Consider the following 19,764-nt stretch of genomic DNA (forward strand, 5'->3'; position numbering starts at 1 on the left):
TGTTATGCCAGTTCATCAATAATCTGGCCTAACCCTGCATTGTTCGACTCGCGCAGCGGATATACCAGTAAGCCCCCGCACTGTCACCCAAAAACGAGTTCGCCCGGTTACCCGGGCGAACTAAAGTTTAGATCAAGGTTACTGATTACCTGGCAGCCTGTCGGCGTTTAGGCATAGTAATCCACCAAGCTGCGTGAAGCTGCCAAGCTTGTGCCGCGCAACTCAGTCACCGCATTGACGTGCTCATCGTCACCGGCCGCCAACAAACCACCCGCAGAGCCGCCACGGCGCGAGCCATCACCGCCCCCCCCCTGCTGCTCCTGGCCTTGCCAGCCACGATTCATTGACTGATCGGAAACATTGACATCGAGCAAGTTCATCCCCTGGGCGGTAAACAAATCACGTAACCGCTGCATTTGCCCTTCGAGAGCATCACGCACACCCGCATGGGGGCTGGCAAAGGTCACCTGGGTTTGCTCCTTGGAGATATCAACCCGCACCTCCAGACGACCCAGCTCGGCAGGATCCAGCTGAATTTCCGCCGACTTTAGATTTTGGCTCGACAACCACATCACCTTGTCGACTACCGCCTCGCTCCAGCCACCTTGCTGCATCGCCAACGGCTGCCCAGGAATCAAACCCAGGCGCGATGTCGCCGGGGTTTGCTGACCAATGGCTTGGCTAAGTGCGCTAAGCCTGGCAGTGAGATTTTCCGTGCGCGGTTCTGGCGAAGCATCTTTGCGGCTGTCAGCCCCTTCCACACCAAGCGCCTTAAGTTCAGCCAGCGCGCCCTCACCAAGTTTAGTCTCAGCCGTCGGCTGCCCGGCCGCAAGCAGTGCGCCGGCAAAATCCTGGGTGACATCAGCCGCGCCCTGAGCAACCGCAGCACCACCCGCCTGCTGCGCCGCGGTCTGGGCCGCCAGTTGGGCCTTAACGCCAAGATCCACCACCAACTGCACGCCGGCGGCACTGGTGAGGCTGTCCAGGGTTGCATCATGACTGGCATCGGTCATGGCCGCTGTTGCGCTGCTGACCAAACCTGCCACCGCTGGGGTTAAGCCGGTGAGTGCCGGCTGCGCAGTGGCATCCTCTGCCGCTGGTTGCACCGTACCTATTGCCGCTAAAGCAGCAGGGCTCACTTCAACCGTGGGTAACTGACCGCTGATAGCCAAGAGCAACAAGGGATCGAGCTCAGTCGCAGGCTCTGCATCTTCATCCGCAGTCATGATCGTGGCCGTAGTCGCCGTGGCGTCGTCCGGCAAAGGTTTGCCGCTAGCGGCAATTTGCTCTTGCTCAGACAAGGGTTCAGTCGCACTGCTGGCGTCATCGCAGCAGCCAGAGAACCGCTCGCGAGCGCCCTTAGCCACAGGTTCAGCACGCTCGACCGGCTTGTCTTGACGCTCGCGAGCATACACCTGAGCGAAGCTGGCAGCCTTGCGCTGGCTGGGTTCGGGCGCAGGCGCCTGCGCCTTGGCGGGCACCCCACGGGGCTTGGCTTTAACCGCAGGCTGTAGCAGTAGATCGGGGACAATGGACATGGGCACTCTCCATTACGGCCATGGATGGCCGCTTGGGTGGGGTCGTGCCAGAGGTAATGCAAGGCTAAGGCCAACTCTGCGAGCGCTGGGCGTCTTATTGCGCAGCCGTCAGCGATAACGCTGCAGTTCGGTTTTAAACAGAATGCGCACTATCGCAAACTCGCGCTGAACCTGCTCGAGCACGGGCGCCACCTGATCCAAAAGTTCACGGCGGGCAAGCTCTTCCAACTCTTTACACAGACTGGCCAGCAACACGGCGCCCATGTTGCTGCAACTGCCCTTGAAACTGTGCGCCGCCAAGCGCATGGCTTGGGCGTCGGCGCTCTGGGCAGTCTCTACCAGCAGACGCAGGCGCTCCTCGGAGTCGGCCAGAAAGGTTTCCAGCAACAGCGAATATTCGTCTTCCATGACATCGCGCAAAGTCTCCAGTACGGCATTGTCGACATGTACTTCAGCCACCTATGACTCTCCTCCAAAACGCGCGCAAATCATGTCGCCGCAGGCCACGAGAACTCCACGCTAACGCTACGGCCATCGGCCGAATAAGTGCACCGATCCGCCAATTGCCGCACCAGCGCCATCCCGCGACCACTCAAGTTGACACCACCGGGCAGCGGCTCAGGGGCCGCCTGCGGATCAAAACCCGCACCGCTGTCCTCAACCCGCAACGTCAGCCGCCCACCACCGGCCTCTGGCACTAAATGCAGATGGAAACGCACATAGCCTTGATCCAGGCGGGCCAACTGCTGGTTACGTTGCGCGTAATACTCGGCAAACCCCTTGGCATCGCGCTTAAGCCGAGAGTCCAGACCCATGACCCCATGTTCCAAGGCATTGGAATACAGCTCAGCCAACACCGTGTAGAGCGCACCAGCTTGGCCGCGCAACTCTTGCACCTCAAGTAAAAACTGCAATAAAAACGGTAGCGGATTGAAATGTTGCAGGGTTTGCGCGCGGAACTCAAAGCTGGCCGACCAGTCGAGCGGACTAATCTGCCCGCCGTCAGAGAATGCCAACGCGGGGCGATTAAGCAGCGCCTCCTCGACCAGTACCACCTCGACCATGCTGACGTCGTCTTGCGCCTCGCCACGAAACTCAGCGATAGCCTGCTGAATCTCGACAAACAGCCGATCGGCTTGTTGATTTTGCGCAAACACCGCCAACAAGCGCTCGTCGCCAAACATTTGCCCGTCACTGTTGCAGCCTTCCAGCACGCCATCGGAGAGCAAAAACAGCCGATCACCTAACTCCAGCGAATAAATTTCACAGCGATCATCAAAGGTTGTCGCGTCGCGCACGCCCAAGGGCAAGTGCCGGGACACCAGCGGCACTCGCTCACCACTGGCGACCCGGTACAGGTAGCCATCCGGCAAGCCGCCATTCCAGACTTCAACCACCCGCCGATGAAAGCTCACATTCAGCAGCGTGGCGCAGCAAAACACCCCAACCGGCAAAATTCGCTTGAGCTTGCTGTTCATCTCGCGAAGGATTTCCGCCATCGAGTAACCTTTGGCGGTCAAGCCATAAAACACCTCGGCCAAGGGCATAGCGCCAATCGCCGCCGGCAAGCCATGACCGGTAAAGTCGCCGAGAAACACATGCATGCCACCGGAGGGTTTAAACGCGGCCAGCAGCAAATCGCCATTGAACAAGGCATAGGGCGACTGCATATAGCGAATATTGGCGGCGCTTAGACAGCCCGAATGGGCCACTTTGTCGAACACCGCCTTGGCCACGCGCTGCTCGGTGAGCAGGTGTTCATTGTGCTTGGCGATTAGATCCCGTTGTTGCAACACCGTTTGTTGCAGGCGTCGCAGGCGATCCATGGCATTGATCTTGGCCTCGATGATCACCCGATTGTAAGGTTTGGCGACAAAGTCATCGCCGCCAGCCTCCAGGCAACGCACCAGCGCCTCGCCTTCGGTCAGCGAGGTCAGAAAAATAATCGGCACCAGGGTCTCGCCGGCGCAGGCTTTAATCCGCCGAGCGGCCTCAAAGCCATCCATCACTGGCATCATGGCGTCCATCAACACCAGGTCCGGGCGCTCCAGCCGAAACAGCGCCAGGGCTTCCAGACCATTGCAGGCCTCCAGCACCCGATGGCCCTGACGACTGACGATAGTCGCCAGCAACATGCGATCGAGCGCACTGTCCTCGACAATCAGAATCGTTAAGCAGCGGCCCGACATCATCAGCAGCCTTAAGCGATTTTAAACAGTTGCTCAAAATTTGAGATGGCGAGAATTTTGCGTACGTCGGCATTGCAGTTAGCCAAGCGAATTTGCGCATGATCGCCACCGGCATGATCGCGCAACAGCAGCAACATCCCCAACGCCGAACTGTCCAGGTAGGTGGTGCCCTGCAAGTCCACCAGATAGCGTTTAGGCGTGCTATCGACACGCTCGTAAGCATCACGAAACTCTTGGTGAGCGCCGAAATCGAAACGTCCTTGAATGAAAATCGTCAGTTCTTGCTCATCGGCAGACATCTGCGTGGTAATGGTCATAAACAGCTCCTTATTGTTGTCAACAGCCGGCAGAACATTTAGCACTGCCCCATCCGCAGGGCAACCCCTATTCAGCGTTGCTCTGCGCCGCTTAAGCGCTGCGCCAGCTCATCGAGCATTTTTTGCTCACGTTTGTCCTCTGCCTGCCGCGCCTCTTGCTGGTAGCGCTGCACCAACTTGCGCAAAGCCTCCAAACGAGCATAGCGCTGCTGCCAAACTTCGCGCGCTTTGTTTACATTATTGAGGTGCCAGGCCGCAGCCTGTCGCTGCTGGTTAATGGCCGTCTCCAGCTGTGACAGAAAGCGTTGATAGCCCATCAGCCACTGTCCAGAAACACCCTGCCGGCCTTGCGTCAGCCATTGCTGCTGGTAATCACCAAGGTAGTGCTCCAGTTCACCGAGCTTAATCTCGGCCTGGGTCAGTAATAACTGCGTGCGGCCCAGCGCTCTGGCGGCCTCACGCTCGGCGCGTTCGGCCATGTCAACCACTGGCGCCAGCCTAGCGGCACGGCTTGGCGGCATAACTTAAGCGCCCGCCTGGGGATTAAACAGCGCAGTTAATTGCAAACCGCTCTGCTGCAGGCTTTCACTTTCATCCAGGCCTTGGCGCAGGTACATCGCCATGGCCGGTTGCAGCGCAATGGCCAGATCGGTCTGCGGATCACCACCGGGCACATAAGCGCCGACGCTGATCAGATCGCGGCTCTGCTGATAACGCGACCAGAGTTGTTTGAAGCGTTGCGACTCGCGCAGATGTTGCGGCGTAATCACCTGCGGCATCACCCGGCTGATTGAGGCTTCGATATCAATGGCCGGATAATGCCCCTCCTCGGCCAAGCGCCGCGACAGCACTATATGGCCGTCGAGCACGCCGCGGGCGGCATCGGCGATAGGGTCCTGCTGGTCATCACCCTCCGACAACACGGTGTAAAAGGCGGTAATGGAGCCGCCGCCGGCTTCGGCATTACCGGCGCGCTCAACCAACTTGGGCAATTTGGCAAACACCGAGGGCGGGTAGCCTTTGGTCGCCGGCGGCTCACCGATAGCCAGGGCAATCTCGCGCTGGGCCTGGGCGAAACGGGTCAGCGAATCCATCAGCAACAACACGTTTTTGCCCTTATCGCGAAAATATTCGGCGATTCGCGTGCAGTACATGGCCGCCCGCAGGCGCATCAAGGGCGCCTCATCGGCAGGCGAGGCCACCACCACCGAACGCTTCAGCCCCTCTTCGCCGAGGATCTGCTCGATAAATTCCTTCACCTCACGGCCCCGCTCGCCGATCAGCCCGACCACGATAATGTCGGCCTCGGTAAAGCGCGTCATCATCCCCAGCAGCACGCTCTTACCCACCCCAGTACCGGCGAACAAGCCCAGGCGCTGACCACGGCCTACGGTCAGCAAGGCATTAATACTGCGAATGCCGACATCCAGGGGTTGATTAATGGGTTCACGTTTAAGTGGGTTGATGGTCGGGCCGTCGAGGGGTACCCAATCTTCGGCCTTCATTCCGCCCTTGCCATCCAGGGCACGGCCGGCGCCGTCGAGCACCCGGCCGAGCATCGACATGCCCATTGGCAAGCGCCCGGAATCTGGCAGCGGCACCACCCGTGCGCCCGGCGCAATCCCGGCCAGATTACCCACCGGCATCAAAAATACTCGCCCGCCAGAGAAGCCCATGACTTCAGCCTCAACCTGCACCGGGTGGTAACTGTCTTGATTGATCACCATGCAGCGACTGCCCAGAGCGGCGCGCAAGCCTTCGGCTTCCAGGGTCAGGCCCACCATGCGCAGCAGTCGGCCCTCAACCACTGGCCGTTCGGGCAGATTGACGGCGGTTTGATAGCCGCTTAAGCGCTTGCTAAAACTGCTGCGTTCAAGACGCATCAGAGGGCTCCGCAGTAACGTCGACGGCAGCGCTTAAATCCAGTGACAAATCTGCCACAGGGGGATTGCTGAGCTGCTCGCGCTGCTGCTCAAACAATTGCTTAAGCGCCAGCTCCAAGCGGGTTTCGATGCTGGCATCAATTTGGCTGTGCTCGGTTTCGACCCGGCAGCCGCCGGCCAATAGCTGCTGATCTTCGAGAATCCGCCAGCTTTCTTCATGGCGCTCGCGCAGGGCTTTAACCAACTCGAAATCCTGCGGATTGATATGAATACGCAGATTGCCAGCGCCCATCGGCAGCAATTTGAGGGCCTCGCTTAACACTTGGGTAAGCTGACTGGAGCTGCACAGTAACTCGCGGCGAATCACTTGGCGGCAAACATGGTTCACCAACTTCACCAGCGCCTGTTCAATTTGCTGATCTTGCTCGGCGATCGGCGCCAACAATTGGCCCATCAACAGCTCAAGACGGGCAAGCTTGGCTTGCAAAGCGACATCCGCCTCTTGCTTGGCTTTTAATTGCCCGGCATGGAAACCGTCTTTCTCACCGACGGCAAAACCTTCGTTGTAGGCGTCCTGACGAATCGCTTCGAGCTCATCTAGCGTCAACGGTTTGACCGACTCCAGCTCCACCTCTTCGCCCTGCGCAGCGCTTGCCTCAGACGCTGCTGGTTGGCTGGCAGCCGGCGTCTCCGGCAGATAAGTCGGAGTAACCGCGTCCGCCTCGAAACTGGGCAAACTCCAGCGATCAAAGCTGCTGACATCTTTAGCGCGAATCAATTCGCTGGGAACTTCCTTAGCCGCCATCTGAGACTTCCTCGCTTAGATCATTGCTTCGCCGCCAGCACCGCCGAGCATAATCTCGCCAGCGTCAGCCATACGTCGGGCAATGGTGAGGACTTCTTTTTGCGCCGTCTCAACATCACTAACCCGCACCGGCCCGCGGGCTTCCAGGTCATCACGCAGCAACTCTGCGGCGCGCTTGGACATGTTTTTGAAGACTTTTTCTTTGATGCCCTCATCGGCGCCCTTGAGCGCGATCACCAGCACATCGGAGGACACTTCACGCAGCAAGGCTTGAATGCCCTTGTCATCAACATCGGCAAGGTTGTCGAAGACAAACATCAGGTCCTCGATCTGGGTGGACAGGTCTTCATCGACCTCACGGATCGAGTCCATCAGCTGGCCTTCGATGGTGCTGTCGAGGAAGTTCATGATGTCCGCCGCCCGCTTAACCCCGCCCATTGCTGCGCGGGTGTTGCTTGAGCTGCCGGAAAATTGTTTCTCTAAAATCTGGTTGAGTTCTTTCAGCGCCGCCGGCTGCACGGTATTCAGTGACGACACCCGCAGGACTATATCCAGACGGACTTTATGGTCGAAATGGCCCAGCACTTCACCGGCTTGGTCCGGGTCCAAGTAGGCCACCACAATAGCCTGGATTTGCGGGTGCTCGAAGCGAATCACATCGGCCACCGCCCGCGGTTCCATCCACTTCAGGCTGTCCAGGCCGCTGGTGCTGCCGCCCAGGAGAATACGGTCAATCAGGTTGCCGGCTTTGTCTTCCCCCAGGGCCTGGGTGAGCATTTTGCGGATATAGCCGTCGGCGCCCACCCCGAGACTGGTTTGATCGCCGACTGTGTCGACAAACTCTCCCATCACCCCTTCAACCTGCTCGCGCTGCACATTGCCCATATGCGACATGGCCACGCCGACCCGCTGAACTTCTTTGGGACTCAAATGGCGCAGCACTTGCGCGGCATCGGTTTCACCGAGCGAGAGCAGCAAAATGGCGGCTTTATCGACCTTGCTCAACTTGGCTGGGGTACGTGCTTCACTCATCTCGGTTAATCCACTGTCTATTCGCCATCATTGATCCACTCTTTGACCGCACTTGAGTTGCGCGACACGCTTGAGCGGCATCCCTGGCTACTCATTATTCACCATCATTGATCCATTCTTTTACAACCTGGGCCACCCGCCCGGCATCCTCAGCCACCAGCCCCTTGATGGCGTTCAATTGTGCATCATACCCCTCAGTGGGGCTGGGCAGCAGAATGCTCTGTGGCCCACCGATGCTGACCCGATCATCGGACAGCTCACCGCCATAGCCACCCATGGCGCCGAGTGTTACATCGCCACCATGACCGCCACCCCCGTGGCCTTTGCCGGCGCTGCTGATATTTTTCAGCACCGGCTTGAGCACGCCAAACACCAGCAGCAGGATAAACAGCACACCCATTACCTGCTTGATAATGTCCCAGAACCAGGGCTGGGTGTAGAACGGCACGCTGATGATCTCATCGCCCTCCTGCGCCACGAATGGCGTGTTAATCACGCTGACACTGTCACCCCGGCTGGCATCAAAACCCACCGCGTCTTGCACCAAGCGGGTAAAACGCGCGAGCTCGGCGGCCGTCCAGGGCACATGGGTGACCTCGGCGGTTTTCGCATCGACCTTGCTTTGGTCGTCCAGCACCACCGCCACCGACAGCCGGCGTAAACGACCTTGCTGCTGCTTGGTGTAGCTAACCGAGCGATCTAACTCATAGTTACGCGTCGATTGTTCACGTTTATCCGCCGGAAATGGCGCCAGCATCGGCTGGCCGGTGGCCGGATCAATCACCTGCTGACCATTGGCATCCAGCAACGGGTTACCCGCAGCAATCGCCGGCGGCGCGCCGGCGGCCGCCGCGCCGCCGGTTTGCTGGGGCGCCGAGGACGGCCCCGGTGGCTGATTGCTCAAGGCGCCGGGCACGCCTTGCGCGCCCAAGCCGGCTTGACGCTGTTCGTTAACCTTCTGCTCACTGCGCAGTGCCGGCTGATCGGGGTTGAACATCTCCGAGGTGGACTCCACCGCGCTGAAATCAACATCCGCCGAGACTTCCGCCTTGTAACGGCCGCTGCCCAGTACCGGCTGCAAAATATTGTGTACCCGCTGGGTAAACATCCCCTCCATGCGCCGGCTGTAGTCGTACTGTTTGCCGGCCATGCTGAGTTCTGAGTTCTCGCCTTGCTCGGAGAGCAACTGGCCTTTTTGATCGACCACCGTCACCTGTGACTTATCCAGTTCCGGCACGCTGGTGGCGACCAAGTTAACAATCGCCATCACCTGGCTCGACTCCAGGCTGCGCCCCGGGTACAGCTCAACCAGCACCGAGGCGGTGGGTTTACGCTCATCACGGACAAACACCGAACCCTTAGGGATGGCCAAATGCACCCGCGCCGCCTTGACGTTATTCAGGCTCGATACCGTCCGCGCCAGCTCGCCCTCGAGGCTGCGCCGATAACGGGTGGTTTCCATAAACTGACTGGTGCCTAGACCTTGGTCCTGATCGAGCATTTCAAAACCATGATTACCGTCGCTCGGCGCAACCCCGGCGGCGGCCAGTTTCAAGCGGGCGCGCGGCAGATCCTCGGCCTTGACCAGCAAAGCACCCGAGTTGGGTTCCAGGCTGTAGGCAATATCGGCCGCCGTCAGCGTCTCGATCACCTGATTGGTGTCCAAGCCCGACAGGCTGCCATACAACGGGCGATAGTCCGGTTGTTGCGACCACAGCACCACGGCAAAACCAATCGCCACGCTGGCGGCCAAGCCGACCAGCAAACCAACCTGGCGGAGCATGGTCATACCGGCCAGGTTTTCTAAAAAGGTCAGGCCAAACAGCGGCGGTTTGGACTCTGCCGAACTGGTAGTGGCAGGAAGCGTATCGAGGGCTGTGGCCATGATTTAGTCTCGCTGTTAAACCGGCATCTGCATGATGTCTTGATAAGCCTGAACCAGTTTATTACGCACCTGGGTCACGGCCTGAAACGAGACGCTGGCTTTTTGCGAAGCGATCATCACATCCGTTAGGTCAATGCCACTCTTGCCGATTTCAAAGGCAGTCGCCAATTGACTGGAAGCCTTCTGGGTATCGTTAACCTTATTGACCGCCTGCCCAAGCATGTCAGAGAAGCTTGGCGCACCGGCCTCCTGCACGCTGGCAGCAGGTTTCGGGCGCGCCATCGCCTCGGTCTGCATGGAGCGCATTTCCAACATCAGGCGATTGAATTCGATACCTTGGCTCATCACATTCCTCCACTGGCCGCGGTTTTTTGACGCTTCGCGGCGCGATGCAGAGACGATTGCAACAAGGGTGCCAGCTAGTGGCGATGGGGCGAGTTAGTTACTAAATATTCGGCCGAAAAATCCGCAAGCAGCAGACATCGGCGCCCCAACCAGGCCGCCGATGAAGTCACTCGAAAATTGCCACAGGCCTCGCACGCAGGGCGAAAGACCTACAGCCACTCAACTGGCGAACAGATAGGACTCCACATCCATACCGGCATCACGCATCTGCGCCAGCTTGTAACGCAAGGTGCGCGGGCTGATCCCCAGCCGATCAGCGGCCTCTTTGCGCCGTCCGCGCTCGGCGCGCAGGGTATCAACAATCAACTGAAACTCGCGGCGGCGCAGGTCTTCACCCAGCGCGCCATTAGAGACAGCCATGCTGCTCTCCACCAGCACCCGCTCGGCAAATGCCGGTACCGCACTCGTCGGCAAGGCAACCAACAACGGCGGTAGCACCTGCGGGCTAATCGCCTGGCCAATCTGAGTGCCCAAGCAGAGATCTTGCGGTTGAATCAAACCGCCCTGCTGCAGGATCAGCGCACGCTGAATGGCATTGTCCAGTTCGCGCACATTACCTGGCCAGGGGTGTGCGATCAGGCAGGCTTGCGCCGGCGCCGACAAGCGCACTGGCGCATGCTTCATTTTTTTGACGTGCTTGGCCAGCAACCGCTCAGCCAGCGGCAGAATATCGCCGGCGCGCTCACGCAAAGGCCGCCAAGCCAAGGGAAATACCGACAAGCGATAATACAAATCTTCACGAAAACGCCCGGCCGCCACCTCGCCAGCAAGGTCACGGTTGCTGGTGGCCAGCACCCGAATATCCAAGTTAATCGGTTTACGCGCCCCTACCCGTTCAACTTCACGCTCCTGCAAGACCCGCAACAATTTGGCCTGCAGCCCAAGCGGCATCTCGGAAATTTCATCGAGCAAAATGCTGCCACCCTCGGCCAGCTCGAACTTACCCGGCTGGGCAGCAATAGCGCCGGTGAAGGCGCCCTTCTCGTGACCAAACAGCGTGGCCTCCAACATGTTGTCGGGGATCGCCGCGCAATTAATCGCAATAAAGGGCTTATTGGCCCGTGGCGATTGCTGGTGGATATAGCGCGCCAACACCTCTTTACCGGTGCCCGACTCGCCGGTAATCAGCACCGTCGATTCGCTTTGCGCCACCCTCGAAGCCAGCTCCAGCAATTGCTGACTGGCCGGCTCGCACGCCACCGGCCCCTCGCCGTCAAAGGTCGTGACACGGCCCAAGGCATGCCGGGCGACCAGGTCGAGCAAGGTTTTCGGCTCAAAGGGCTTGACCAGATAATCCGCCGCGCCTTGGCGCATGGCATCCACGGCCCGCTCAACCGCGCCGAAGGCGGTCATCAGCAGCACCGGCAATTGCGGGTAGCGCGCCCGAATAAGGCCGAGCAATTGATGGCCATCCATGCCCGGCATATTCACATCGCTCACCACCAGACTGAACGACTCCTGCGCCAACGCCTTGAGCGCCGCCTCGGCGCTGTCCACCGCGCAATAGGCATGCCCACCGAGCATCAGGGTATCGGCCAGCGCCTCGCGCAATGCGCGGTCATCCTCAACCAACAGAACTTTAGCAAGCATGACTCTTTACTCCTGTGTCGCGATTATTGCCCGCATGAATCAGCGGCAAGGTCAGAATCGCGCAGGTACCGCGCGCCACCCTTGAACGTAACTGCAAAGTACCCTGATGGGCCCGCGCCACCGCCTGCACCACTGCCAACCCCAAACCGGTGCCGGTGGTTTTGGTGGTAAAAAACGGCTCACCCAAACGGGCCAAGATGGCACTGTCGATACCGCTACCGTTGTCACTGATGCACAGCCGCAGCGAACTGCCACGGCTGTACAGATGCACTTTCAAGCGTGATGCGGGGCCCGCCGCCTGCAGGGCGTTTTCGACCAGATTCATCAGCGCGCCGACCAAGGTGTCGCGGTTACACAGCAACTCGCCGCTATGGCTGTCGCACTGCCAACGCACCGCGCGCTCTTGCACATGCGCCTCGGCCGCCGAGCGCAAGGCGTCAAACAGGTCTCTGGGGGTTAAGCGATCCGGCAGAGGTAATTCGCCACGGGCGAACACCAGCATGTCGCGGACCTGATGCTCCAATTCATACAGCCGCTCTTTGAGTCGCCCGGCGAAGCGCTGCTGCTGTTCGGCCGGCAACACCTGCTCGGTTAGATGGCTGGCGTACAACAAGGCGGCCGATAACGGCGTGCGAATCTGATGGGCCAAAGAGGCGACCATCCGCCCCAACGCCGACAGCCGCTCATGGCGCGACAACTGCTCTTGCAAGCGCCGGGTTTCGGTCAGATCGGTAAGCAAAATCAGCTGACCCGGCTCACCATTCAGCGAGCGGGTCGCCATGGCTAGGCGGCGGCCGTCTTTGAGAGAAATTTCATGGCCGTCGTCCTCGCGCGGGGCAAAGTTGCGGGCAATCACCAAGCGCCAGAGCATACCCACCAAGGGCAAACCCAAGAAGCCGCAGGCGGCCGGATTGGCATCGCGCACCACACCCTGACCATCGAGCACTATCACGCCACCAGGGAGCAGATCGAGCAAGCTTTGCAGACGCTGGGCCAGACGCTCCTTCTCGGCTAACTCTTGAATGCGCTGCGCACTGACCTGTGCCAACTGACCATTAAGCTCAGCGACCTGGGTCTCGAGTAAGTTGTAGGAGTCACTGAGTTGCGACGACATCTGATTGAACACGGCAAACGCCTGTTCGAGGTTCGCGCGGCTAGTCGGTTCAACCGGCGCAGCAACCTGCAAATCAGTGGCGGGGGTCAGGCGGGTGACTGGCTTCATAGTTCTCTCTCGCGCAGCGAGCCGTCATAAAACGGTCTAGTGAGAGAGAACTAGCAATACTCATGCCTAAAAAAATAACGTTACTTATCAAAGATATACAAAAGCATTAAAGCCAAGCGTCAATCGCCTGGCTGGTCCTCATCGTCATCCCGACGATTCATGCCGTACTTACGCATCTTCTCTACCAGGGTGGTACGCCGAATCCGCAAGCGTTCCGCCGCCCGCGCCACCACGCCACCGGCATCATCCAGCGCCTGCTGGATCAACCCCTGCTCAAGGTTGCCCAGATAGTCCTTCAGATCCAGGCCTTCTGGCGGCAGCACTGCGGGTGAATCCAGGCCCGGCAATCCCGCGTTAATGGCGGCGCGCTCCTGCAAGTCTTCACGCACACTGACCGCCAGCTGCTCGTCTTCATCATCGACATGGCGGAATTTTTTCGGCAACTCCATCACGCCGATCACCCCATAGGGATGCATGATCGCCATGCGCTCAACCAGGTTGGCCAGCTCACGGACGTTACCCGGCCAATCATGCTGACAGAGCGACATGATCGCGGCGGAGTTAAAGCGAATCGAGCCGCGCTTTTCAAACTCCATACGCGAGATCAGCTCGTTCATCAGCAGCGGAATATCTTCGACTCGCTCGCGCATCGGGGCCATTTCGATGGGGAACACGTTCAAGCGATAAAACAGGTCCTCGCGAAAGCTGCCGTCCTCAATCATCTTTTCCAGATTCTTGTGGGTCGCGGTGATGATGCGCACATCGACGCTTTGGGTCTTGTTGCTGCCGACTCGCTCAAAGGTGCGCTCTTGCAACACTCGCAGCAGCTTGACCTGCATCGGCAAAGGCATGTCGCCAATTTCATCGAGAAACAGCGTGCCGCCATTGGCCATCTCAAAACGCCCAGCGCGGCTGGTGATGGCGCCGGTAAACGCACCCTTCTCATGGCCAAACAGCTCACTCTCGAGCAGCTCGGCGGGAATGGCGCCGCAGTTAACCGGCACAAAGGGCGCATCGCGGCGCTTGGAGTGATAGTGCAGATTGCGCGCGACGACTTCTTTGCCGGTGCCCGACTCTCCCAGAATCAACACGCTGGCATCGGTATCGACCACCTGCTGCATCATCTGCCGCACTTGTTGAATGGCGCGACTGGTACCCACCAGGCTGCGAAACAGGTTGGGTTCGCGTTGACGGCCACGCTCACGGGCCAGATCGTACATCTCGCGATAGACCTGCACCCGGTGCAAAGAATCGAGCAATTTATTGTAGCTTGGCGGCATCTCCAGGCTGACCAACACCCGCCGGCGGATCTCTTCCGGCCACTCGGGTGGCACCTGAGAATCAATCAGCACCACGGGTAAAAACTCATCCCAGGCCACCACGTGCTTAAGCAGCTCTAGCGCACCGCCCCTCGCCTCAACATCGCCGAGCAGTACGCTCAGCACATCACGGCTAGAAGCCAGCCCTGCCACGGCCTCACGCCAGTCGGCACTGCTGCAGGCAAGATGATCCTCACCCAAAAAGTTCAGAATCACCGCCATTTCATGGCGGCGTTCGCTGTTGTCGTCAATCAGAAGAAGCTTGGTTTCGCGCCACATCTTATTTTTAAAACTCGACAGCTTGGAAGGGAGGCCCGGCAACAAAAAATCTGACTACACCGGCACTTGGCCATTAGTAAAGTCAAAAGCCACGCAATAGTCAATTTTATGACGTGATTATTTTGCCTTTTCGATCAATAGCTTAGGTACGTGAGCGAATAGGCGAAAACAGAGGGGAGCTACAAAACAACGGGGGGAAAGCACAGAAAATTGACTCTTACGCCAACAAACTTAGCACTCAAACAAACAGCTGATAAACCTTGGCGCCTTGTTGAGATTGATTCAACTGAACCAACTCCTTGGCCAAGCGCTGCTGCTCCGACTGGCAAACCAACACCAGCTCACGGTACAAATCGACCAGCTCTTGCATGCGCTGACGCAACTCGGCCTCATCGCGCCCAGTTTCAACCATAGCCTCATCGACCGCTTGCCGACACTGCAAATCGAGCGCACCGATCGCACTCCAATCTTGCGTGGCCAGCGCCTCACGTAGCGCCGAGCCGGTGGTTTCGAGAAGCTGAACTGCTGGACTCATAACATCGCTCCTCTCGGTACTGGGTCAGACTTAAGCAATTGCATCCCAACCCGCTTTCACGTTGCGCAGCAGTACCGCCACTTCTTCCAGTGGTACTAGATCATTGTGCAAATTGGCTTCAAGCAGGCGCACGGCCATGTACTCGTAAAGCTTATCGAGATTGGCCGCAATTTCGCCGCCTTGCTCAAGGTTCAGGCCTTCGCGCAAGCCACCCACAATCGAGATGGCCTGGCCGATCAACTCGCCTTTTTTACCCACTTCGCCGCGTTCCATGGCACCACGAGCCTGGGCCAAGCGCGCCAAACCGCCCTCCATCAGCATCTGAATTAACCGATGCGGGCTGGCGTCTACGGCCTGAACTTGAGTATTGACCGACTTGTACTGCCGCATAGCCGTGAGCGCATTCATAAATATTCCGCCAAATGCTGAGTGGATAACTTATGTATCGGCGCTGCAACGCCTAGCTTGAGCATTTATTTGCAACCATTAGCGGGTTGCAACAGGCTCTTGCTCAGGGCCGATGGCATCCCAGGCAGTCTTGATCTGCGCCAATAAAGCAAGCACTTCATCAAGACTACTCGAGCTTTGATCCAGCGCAACGCCAGCCAGACGACGGGTCATGTAGTCGTACAAGGCATCCAGATTTTCAACTATTTCACCACCCAGCTGCCTATCAAGACTGGCTTGCAGCACACCCAGAATAGTAATGGTGGTGCCAATGGCTAAACCGCGCACCGGCACATCGCCCTCGGCTTGCGCCTGCTTGGCCAGCTGCACCCGCTCAACTGCGCCATCGAGCAACAGCTGTACCGCGCGATAAGGGCTGATCTCGTGCCCGCCCTGTACCTGCTCATAGGTATCGATGGAATTGCTAGTCATTAATTACTCTTCTTCACAAAGCCCGGCAGGCTAGCCAATTGACTGGTAAGGCTCTCGCTGGTTTTTTTCAGTCGCGCGACCAAACTGTCCATTGCGCTGTACTGAGCGACCAACCGCTCTTGCACCTTGGCAATCCGTAAATCCAGCGCCGTTCTTTGTTTATCAATGCCGCTAATGGTTGACTGCAAACCTTGTTGGCGCTGCGCCAACACACCGGCAGTACGAGTAAAGCCATCGACCAAACCGTTAAGACGGCCAATCAAGCCTTTGTCGCCAGACAGATAGCCGGCCACCTTATCGAAATTAGTCGCTATCACCGTATCAAGTTTGGCGCTGTCGAGTTTGAGAGTGCCATCTTTTTGCGTGGTAATGCCCAGGTCAGCCAAAGCGCGCAAACCACCATCACTCTGCACTGCTGAAATTTGCGTGCGAATACCAGACTGCAAACCGCGCACTGTCGCGTCACCCAGCAATGGCCCAGTAACGGGAGCCTTGCCCTCGCCAACCTGAACCACGCTAGTCAGTTGCGCAGCCGTACTGGTGAGTTTGTTGTAAGCCTCAACAAATTTTTGCAAGTTAGCTTTAACACCTGATTTGTCTTGACCAACAATAAGGCTGATGGTCTTACCAGCGTCCTGGTCGGCTTGCGACTGAGCACTGGTTAGCGTCAGGGTGACGCCATCAATAACCCCGGTAATTGCATTGGTATCGCGAACTACCTGCAAGCCATCGACTGAAATTCTCGCCGACTTGGCCTGGGTGATAACGCCGGCTGCACCGGTGGTAGAGCTCGGCGTTACATTAACGTCAGGGCTAAATCCAAGCTCAGATATAGACACACTGCCGCCAGCGGCCGTCTCGCTCGCGGCAACCTGCACATCCTTGGCATCACCAAGATTTGACGAGGTAATCACCAAGCGTGTGCCCGAAGCATCGGTCAACAGACTGGCAGAAAAACCTTTCGCCGCACCCTGCGCATTAATCGCATCGCGAATACCCGCTTGAGTGTTATTGGCTGAGGTGATGCTCACCACCAGTTTACTGTTATTGGCATCGAGCGGGTCGCCGGCCGAGAGCGTCAAGGTTCCAGTGCTGAACGACACCGGGGTAACGGCCGGACCGCCCGTCACCTGCACCGGCTCAACAAAGGACTTCAGGCCGACTTTACTGCCGACTGCCAGTTGCTTGACCTGCAAGGCATAGCTGCCATTGGCTGCAGCGGTGGTCGCAGCGGCAGTCAAATTGCCTGAGGGTGAAAGACTGGCCGTGCGCGCGGAATAAAGCTCCGACTTATTAAGCGCCGTTAAGCTGGTTTGGAACTCAGCCAACGCCGAACGCAAAGTGCCGATGGCAGAGAGCGTGCTAGTTGAGGTTTTTTCAAGCCGATCTAGCTGCGCAGTTCTGGGTGCTTTTTCAGCATTGACCAAAGCCGTAACGATACTAGTGATATCGATACCAGAGCCCACACCTAATATGCCTGCCATGTTGCACCTCGCCAAAAAAATGACTGATAACGCCTTGTGAGCGTTACCAATTCAAAAGCCGTGCCAAGGGGTATCAGGCTTCGGCTTTGAACAACAGGCTACGCACTTCAGTCAGATTCTCGGCCAGATTTAAAGCCTCTTCCGACGGAATTTGCCGGATCACATCACCAGAGTCCGCATCTGTAACTTTAACCACAACCTGGCCACTGCTTTCGTCAACGGCAAAGTTGAGGCTGCGCTGCACCGACTGAACAAAGTCTTGAATGGTGGCAACCGCCCCCTCAAGCTGTTCTTTGCTTACATTGGGTGCGGCAACCTCAGCACTGGCCACAGGCACAGGCACCGCTGTATTGGCCACAGCAGTAACGGGTGAAAGTCGCCCAGCCCCTTGTGCATCGACAAGAGGGAGCGACTTTTGGGTAGAGCTAATGTCCATACATTCCTCCTCACAAAGAGGTAACGGGAGCAAGAGCATAGCCCTCACTCCCGTAGTTTAACGCTGAGCAGCTTATTGCAGCAGGCTAAGTACAGCCTGTGGCAATTGGTTAGCTTGGCTCAGAATCGCGGTGCCGGCTTGCTGCAGGATCTGATTTTTGGTCAGTTCCGAAGTTTCCGCAGCGTAATCAGTGTCACGAATCCGGCTACGAGCAGCCGAGGCGTTTTCACCGATGTTTTGCAGGTTCGAGATGGTGTTCTCGAAACGGTTCTGCACCGCACCTAGCTGCGCACGCTGGCCATCAATGTTCGCCAAGGCGCCACTGATTACACCCAGCGCATTCTGCGCACCGATGCTGGTGCTTACATCAACAGTAGACACGGTGTTTAGCGTACTAAACTTACTAGCCGCCTGGGCGCCGCCATCAATGGTGTCAAAGTTCTGCACCTCAAAAGCATCGGCCGACTCGGCACGAACCTGCCCAGTTGCCACAAACCCTGCACCTGCGACCACCGTTGCAGCAGTGCCAATTTCATCACTGTCATCCACAGCAGTACCGTCATCGCCGGTGAACGCCAGCGTTTGCGCGCTAAAACCTGTAGCACCAGTAGCGCTAAAGTCGGCCAACAGAATATCGTCGCCGCGCTCACTGGTAAGCTCTAGCCCACCCTCACGGGTAACCTTGGCCGCAATCCCAGTAGTGCCAGTTTCCTTGTTGATCGCATCGGCCACGCTAGAGAGATCGGTGAAATCAGTCACGGTAGCCGAGATGGCCACACCATCACCTTCCAAAGCATTATTGGAACCATACAGATTGAAGCTCAAGGTCGCAGTCGTGCCAGCAGTGGTACCAATAAAGGTTTCAAGACGGACCGCAGTGCGAGCAGTAGCGCTAACACCGGTGGTGTCGGAGACATTATTGATGCCTGCCGCCACTTGCCGTGCAGACGAACCCGCAGCCAATGCCACTGAAGCCTCACCCAGTTTGCCGACGACAGTCAAACCTGCAGTAGTCGCAGGTGATGAGCTGTAACCAACAGTGGCGGCAGTACCCGCCGCGTAGTTAGCGATACCCGAGGCAGCAATACCGGCCTGGCTCGACGATACAACAGCGTTGGCTACCGCACTATTGAACCGATTGACGCCGATCCGCGAAGCTGAAGCCGCACCAATCGAGACCGCGATTGTTTCAAACGCGTTTGCGCCAACCTGAAAGTTCTGCGAACCAAAGGTGCCATCGAGAATTTTGCGACCACCGAAGCTGGTGGTTTCAGCAATACGATTCAACTCTTGGGTTAGCTGCGACACTTCACCCTGCAATGCTGCGCGCTCACTAGCACCGTTAGAGCCGTTAGCCGACTGCAAGGCCAAGTCACGTACGCGCTGCAAGATGCCGGTCGACTGCTGCAATGCGCCTTCAGCAGTTTGCGACAGCGAGATGCCGTCATTGGAGTTACGCACAGCTACGTTCAAGCCACTGATCTGACTGGTTAGGCGGTTAGAAATCTGCAGGCCGGCAGCATCATCCTTGGCGCTGTTGATCCGGAAGCCGGTCGACAAACGCTGCAAAGAGGTATCCAGACCCTTAGACGAAGTGGTTAGGTTGCGCTGAGTGTTCAGCGACGCGACGTTGGTGTTGACTGTTAGGGCCATGATGTTTGCCTCCAAAGGACCGACTTATATGCCTGAGCCTGCGCGCTTCGGGCCTGTAGCTCAGACACCCAATAAAGTTCGCATTCGATCTTTGTATCGGCGCTCGCCGGCCTAACTTTAGGGCGAGTCAAGCTGAAGTTTTAAAGTTTTTTTATTTCCTGAGCAATCAAACAGTTAGCACCACAGTCCGCAAGCCAAAGTGCTCACCCAGACTGGCCACCAGAGAAAATTTTCCACAGAAGCGCGGTGACACTTAACTTCGCGCCCCCGGTATGCACTGCAAACAACGATACGCCACAAAACTAGGCCGCGG

At 57.8% G+C, this 19,764-nt stretch carries 19 protein-coding genes; all 19 read right to left on the bottom strand.

Annotated features, from left to right (window positions below; translation table 11 throughout):
* Window positions 1–167: 167 nt before the first annotated feature.
* Window positions 168–1,538 carry a flagellar hook-length control protein FliK gene (locus tag Q8R10_RS06190; protein WP_305652016.1) on the bottom strand — a complete coding sequence of 457 codons (1,371 nt, stop codon included), beginning with the start codon at window positions 1,536–1,538 and terminating at the stop codon, window positions 168–170.
* Between the two features lie 108 nt (window positions 1,539–1,646).
* On the bottom strand, window positions 1,647–1,997 hold the full coding sequence (locus tag Q8R10_RS06195) for an Hpt domain-containing protein (protein ID WP_305652018.1): 351 nt from the start codon (window positions 1,995–1,997) through the stop codon (window positions 1,647–1,649).
* 29 nt (window positions 1,998–2,026) lie between these two features.
* Window positions 2,027–3,727, bottom strand: a complete 1,701-nt coding sequence (locus Q8R10_RS06200) for a fused response regulator/phosphatase (RefSeq protein WP_305652020.1) — start codon at window positions 3,725–3,727, stop codon at window positions 2,027–2,029.
* A gap of 11 nt (window positions 3,728–3,738) precedes the next feature.
* Window positions 3,739–4,044 (bottom strand): STAS domain-containing protein, encoded by a 306-nt coding sequence (locus tag Q8R10_RS06205; protein ID WP_305652022.1) that lies wholly within the window; start codon window positions 4,042–4,044, stop codon window positions 3,739–3,741.
* A 71-nt stretch (window positions 4,045–4,115) separates the two neighbouring features.
* Window positions 4,116–4,565, bottom strand: a complete 450-nt coding sequence (gene fliJ / locus Q8R10_RS06210) for a flagellar export protein FliJ (protein WP_305652024.1) — start codon at window positions 4,563–4,565, stop codon at window positions 4,116–4,118.
* 3 nt (window positions 4,566–4,568) lie between these two features.
* A complete protein-coding gene (fliI, locus tag Q8R10_RS06215) occupies window positions 4,569–5,927 on the bottom strand; it encodes a flagellar protein export ATPase FliI (RefSeq protein WP_305652025.1) in 1,359 nt (452 codons plus the stop codon).
* A complete protein-coding gene (gene fliH, locus Q8R10_RS06220) occupies window positions 5,917–6,732 on the bottom strand; it encodes a flagellar assembly protein FliH (protein ID WP_305652027.1) in 816 nt (271 codons plus the stop codon). The genes fliI and fliH overlap by 11 nt, the downstream gene beginning before the upstream one ends.
* A 15-nt stretch (window positions 6,733–6,747) precedes the next feature.
* The gene (gene fliG, locus Q8R10_RS06225; protein ID WP_305652029.1) at window positions 6,748–7,764 is read right to left on the bottom strand and encodes a flagellar motor switch protein FliG; all 1,017 of its coding nucleotides are present in this window, start codon (window positions 7,762–7,764) and stop codon (window positions 6,748–6,750) included.
* A 94-nt stretch (window positions 7,765–7,858) separates the two neighbouring features.
* Window positions 7,859–9,649: a flagellar basal-body MS-ring/collar protein FliF gene (gene fliF / locus Q8R10_RS06230; RefSeq protein ID WP_305652031.1), complete on the bottom strand. Its 1,791-nt coding sequence runs from the start codon at window positions 9,647–9,649 to the stop codon at window positions 7,859–7,861.
* A gap of 15 nt (window positions 9,650–9,664) precedes the next feature.
* Window positions 9,665–9,994 carry a flagellar hook-basal body complex protein FliE gene (gene fliE / locus Q8R10_RS06235; protein WP_305652033.1) on the bottom strand — a complete coding sequence of 110 codons (330 nt, stop codon included), beginning with the start codon at window positions 9,992–9,994 and terminating at the stop codon, window positions 9,665–9,667.
* A gap of 219 nt (window positions 9,995–10,213) precedes the next feature.
* Window positions 10,214–11,644 (bottom strand): sigma-54 dependent transcriptional regulator, encoded by a 1,431-nt coding sequence (locus Q8R10_RS06240; protein ID WP_305652035.1) that lies wholly within the window; start codon window positions 11,642–11,644, stop codon window positions 10,214–10,216.
* Entirely contained in the window at window positions 11,634–12,866 is a 1,233-nt protein-coding gene (locus Q8R10_RS06245; protein WP_305652037.1) for a PAS domain-containing sensor histidine kinase, read from the bottom strand. The genes Q8R10_RS06240 and Q8R10_RS06245 overlap by 11 nt, the downstream gene beginning before the upstream one ends.
* A gap of 119 nt (window positions 12,867–12,985) precedes the next feature.
* Window positions 12,986–14,464: a sigma-54 dependent transcriptional regulator gene (locus Q8R10_RS06250; protein ID WP_305652039.1), complete on the bottom strand. Its 1,479-nt coding sequence runs from the start codon at window positions 14,462–14,464 to the stop codon at window positions 12,986–12,988.
* Window positions 14,465–14,702: 238 nt separating this feature from the next.
* On the bottom strand, window positions 14,703–14,999 hold the full coding sequence (locus tag Q8R10_RS06255; protein WP_305652041.1) for a flagellar protein FliT: 297 nt from the start codon (window positions 14,997–14,999) through the stop codon (window positions 14,703–14,705).
* 30 nt (window positions 15,000–15,029) lie between these two features.
* Window positions 15,030–15,407 carry a flagellar export chaperone FliS gene (fliS, locus tag Q8R10_RS06260; protein ID WP_305652043.1) on the bottom strand — a complete coding sequence of 126 codons (378 nt, stop codon included), beginning with the start codon at window positions 15,405–15,407 and terminating at the stop codon, window positions 15,030–15,032.
* Window positions 15,408–15,485: 78 nt separating this feature from the next.
* Entirely contained in the window at window positions 15,486–15,878 is a 393-nt protein-coding gene (fliS, locus tag Q8R10_RS06265) for a flagellar export chaperone FliS (protein WP_305652044.1), read from the bottom strand.
* Complete coding sequence (gene fliD / locus Q8R10_RS06270; RefSeq protein ID WP_305652046.1) at window positions 15,878–17,362, bottom strand: flagellar filament capping protein FliD; 1,485 nt, start codon at window positions 17,360–17,362, stop codon at window positions 15,878–15,880. The genes fliS (Q8R10_RS06265) and fliD overlap by 1 nt, the downstream gene beginning before the upstream one ends.
* Before the next feature lie 73 nt (window positions 17,363–17,435).
* Complete coding sequence (locus Q8R10_RS06275; RefSeq protein WP_305652048.1) at window positions 17,436–17,798, bottom strand: flagellar protein FlaG; 363 nt, start codon at window positions 17,796–17,798, stop codon at window positions 17,436–17,438.
* A gap of 72 nt (window positions 17,799–17,870) precedes the next feature.
* Window positions 17,871–19,451 (bottom strand): flagellin, encoded by a 1,581-nt coding sequence (locus Q8R10_RS06280; RefSeq protein ID WP_305652050.1) that lies wholly within the window; start codon window positions 19,449–19,451, stop codon window positions 17,871–17,873.
* Window positions 19,452–19,764 lie beyond the last annotated feature (313 nt).

Source organism: Pseudomonas sp., from assembly GCF_030698175.1.
Taxonomy (GTDB): domain Bacteria; phylum Pseudomonadota; class Gammaproteobacteria; order Pseudomonadales; family Pseudomonadaceae; genus Aquipseudomonas.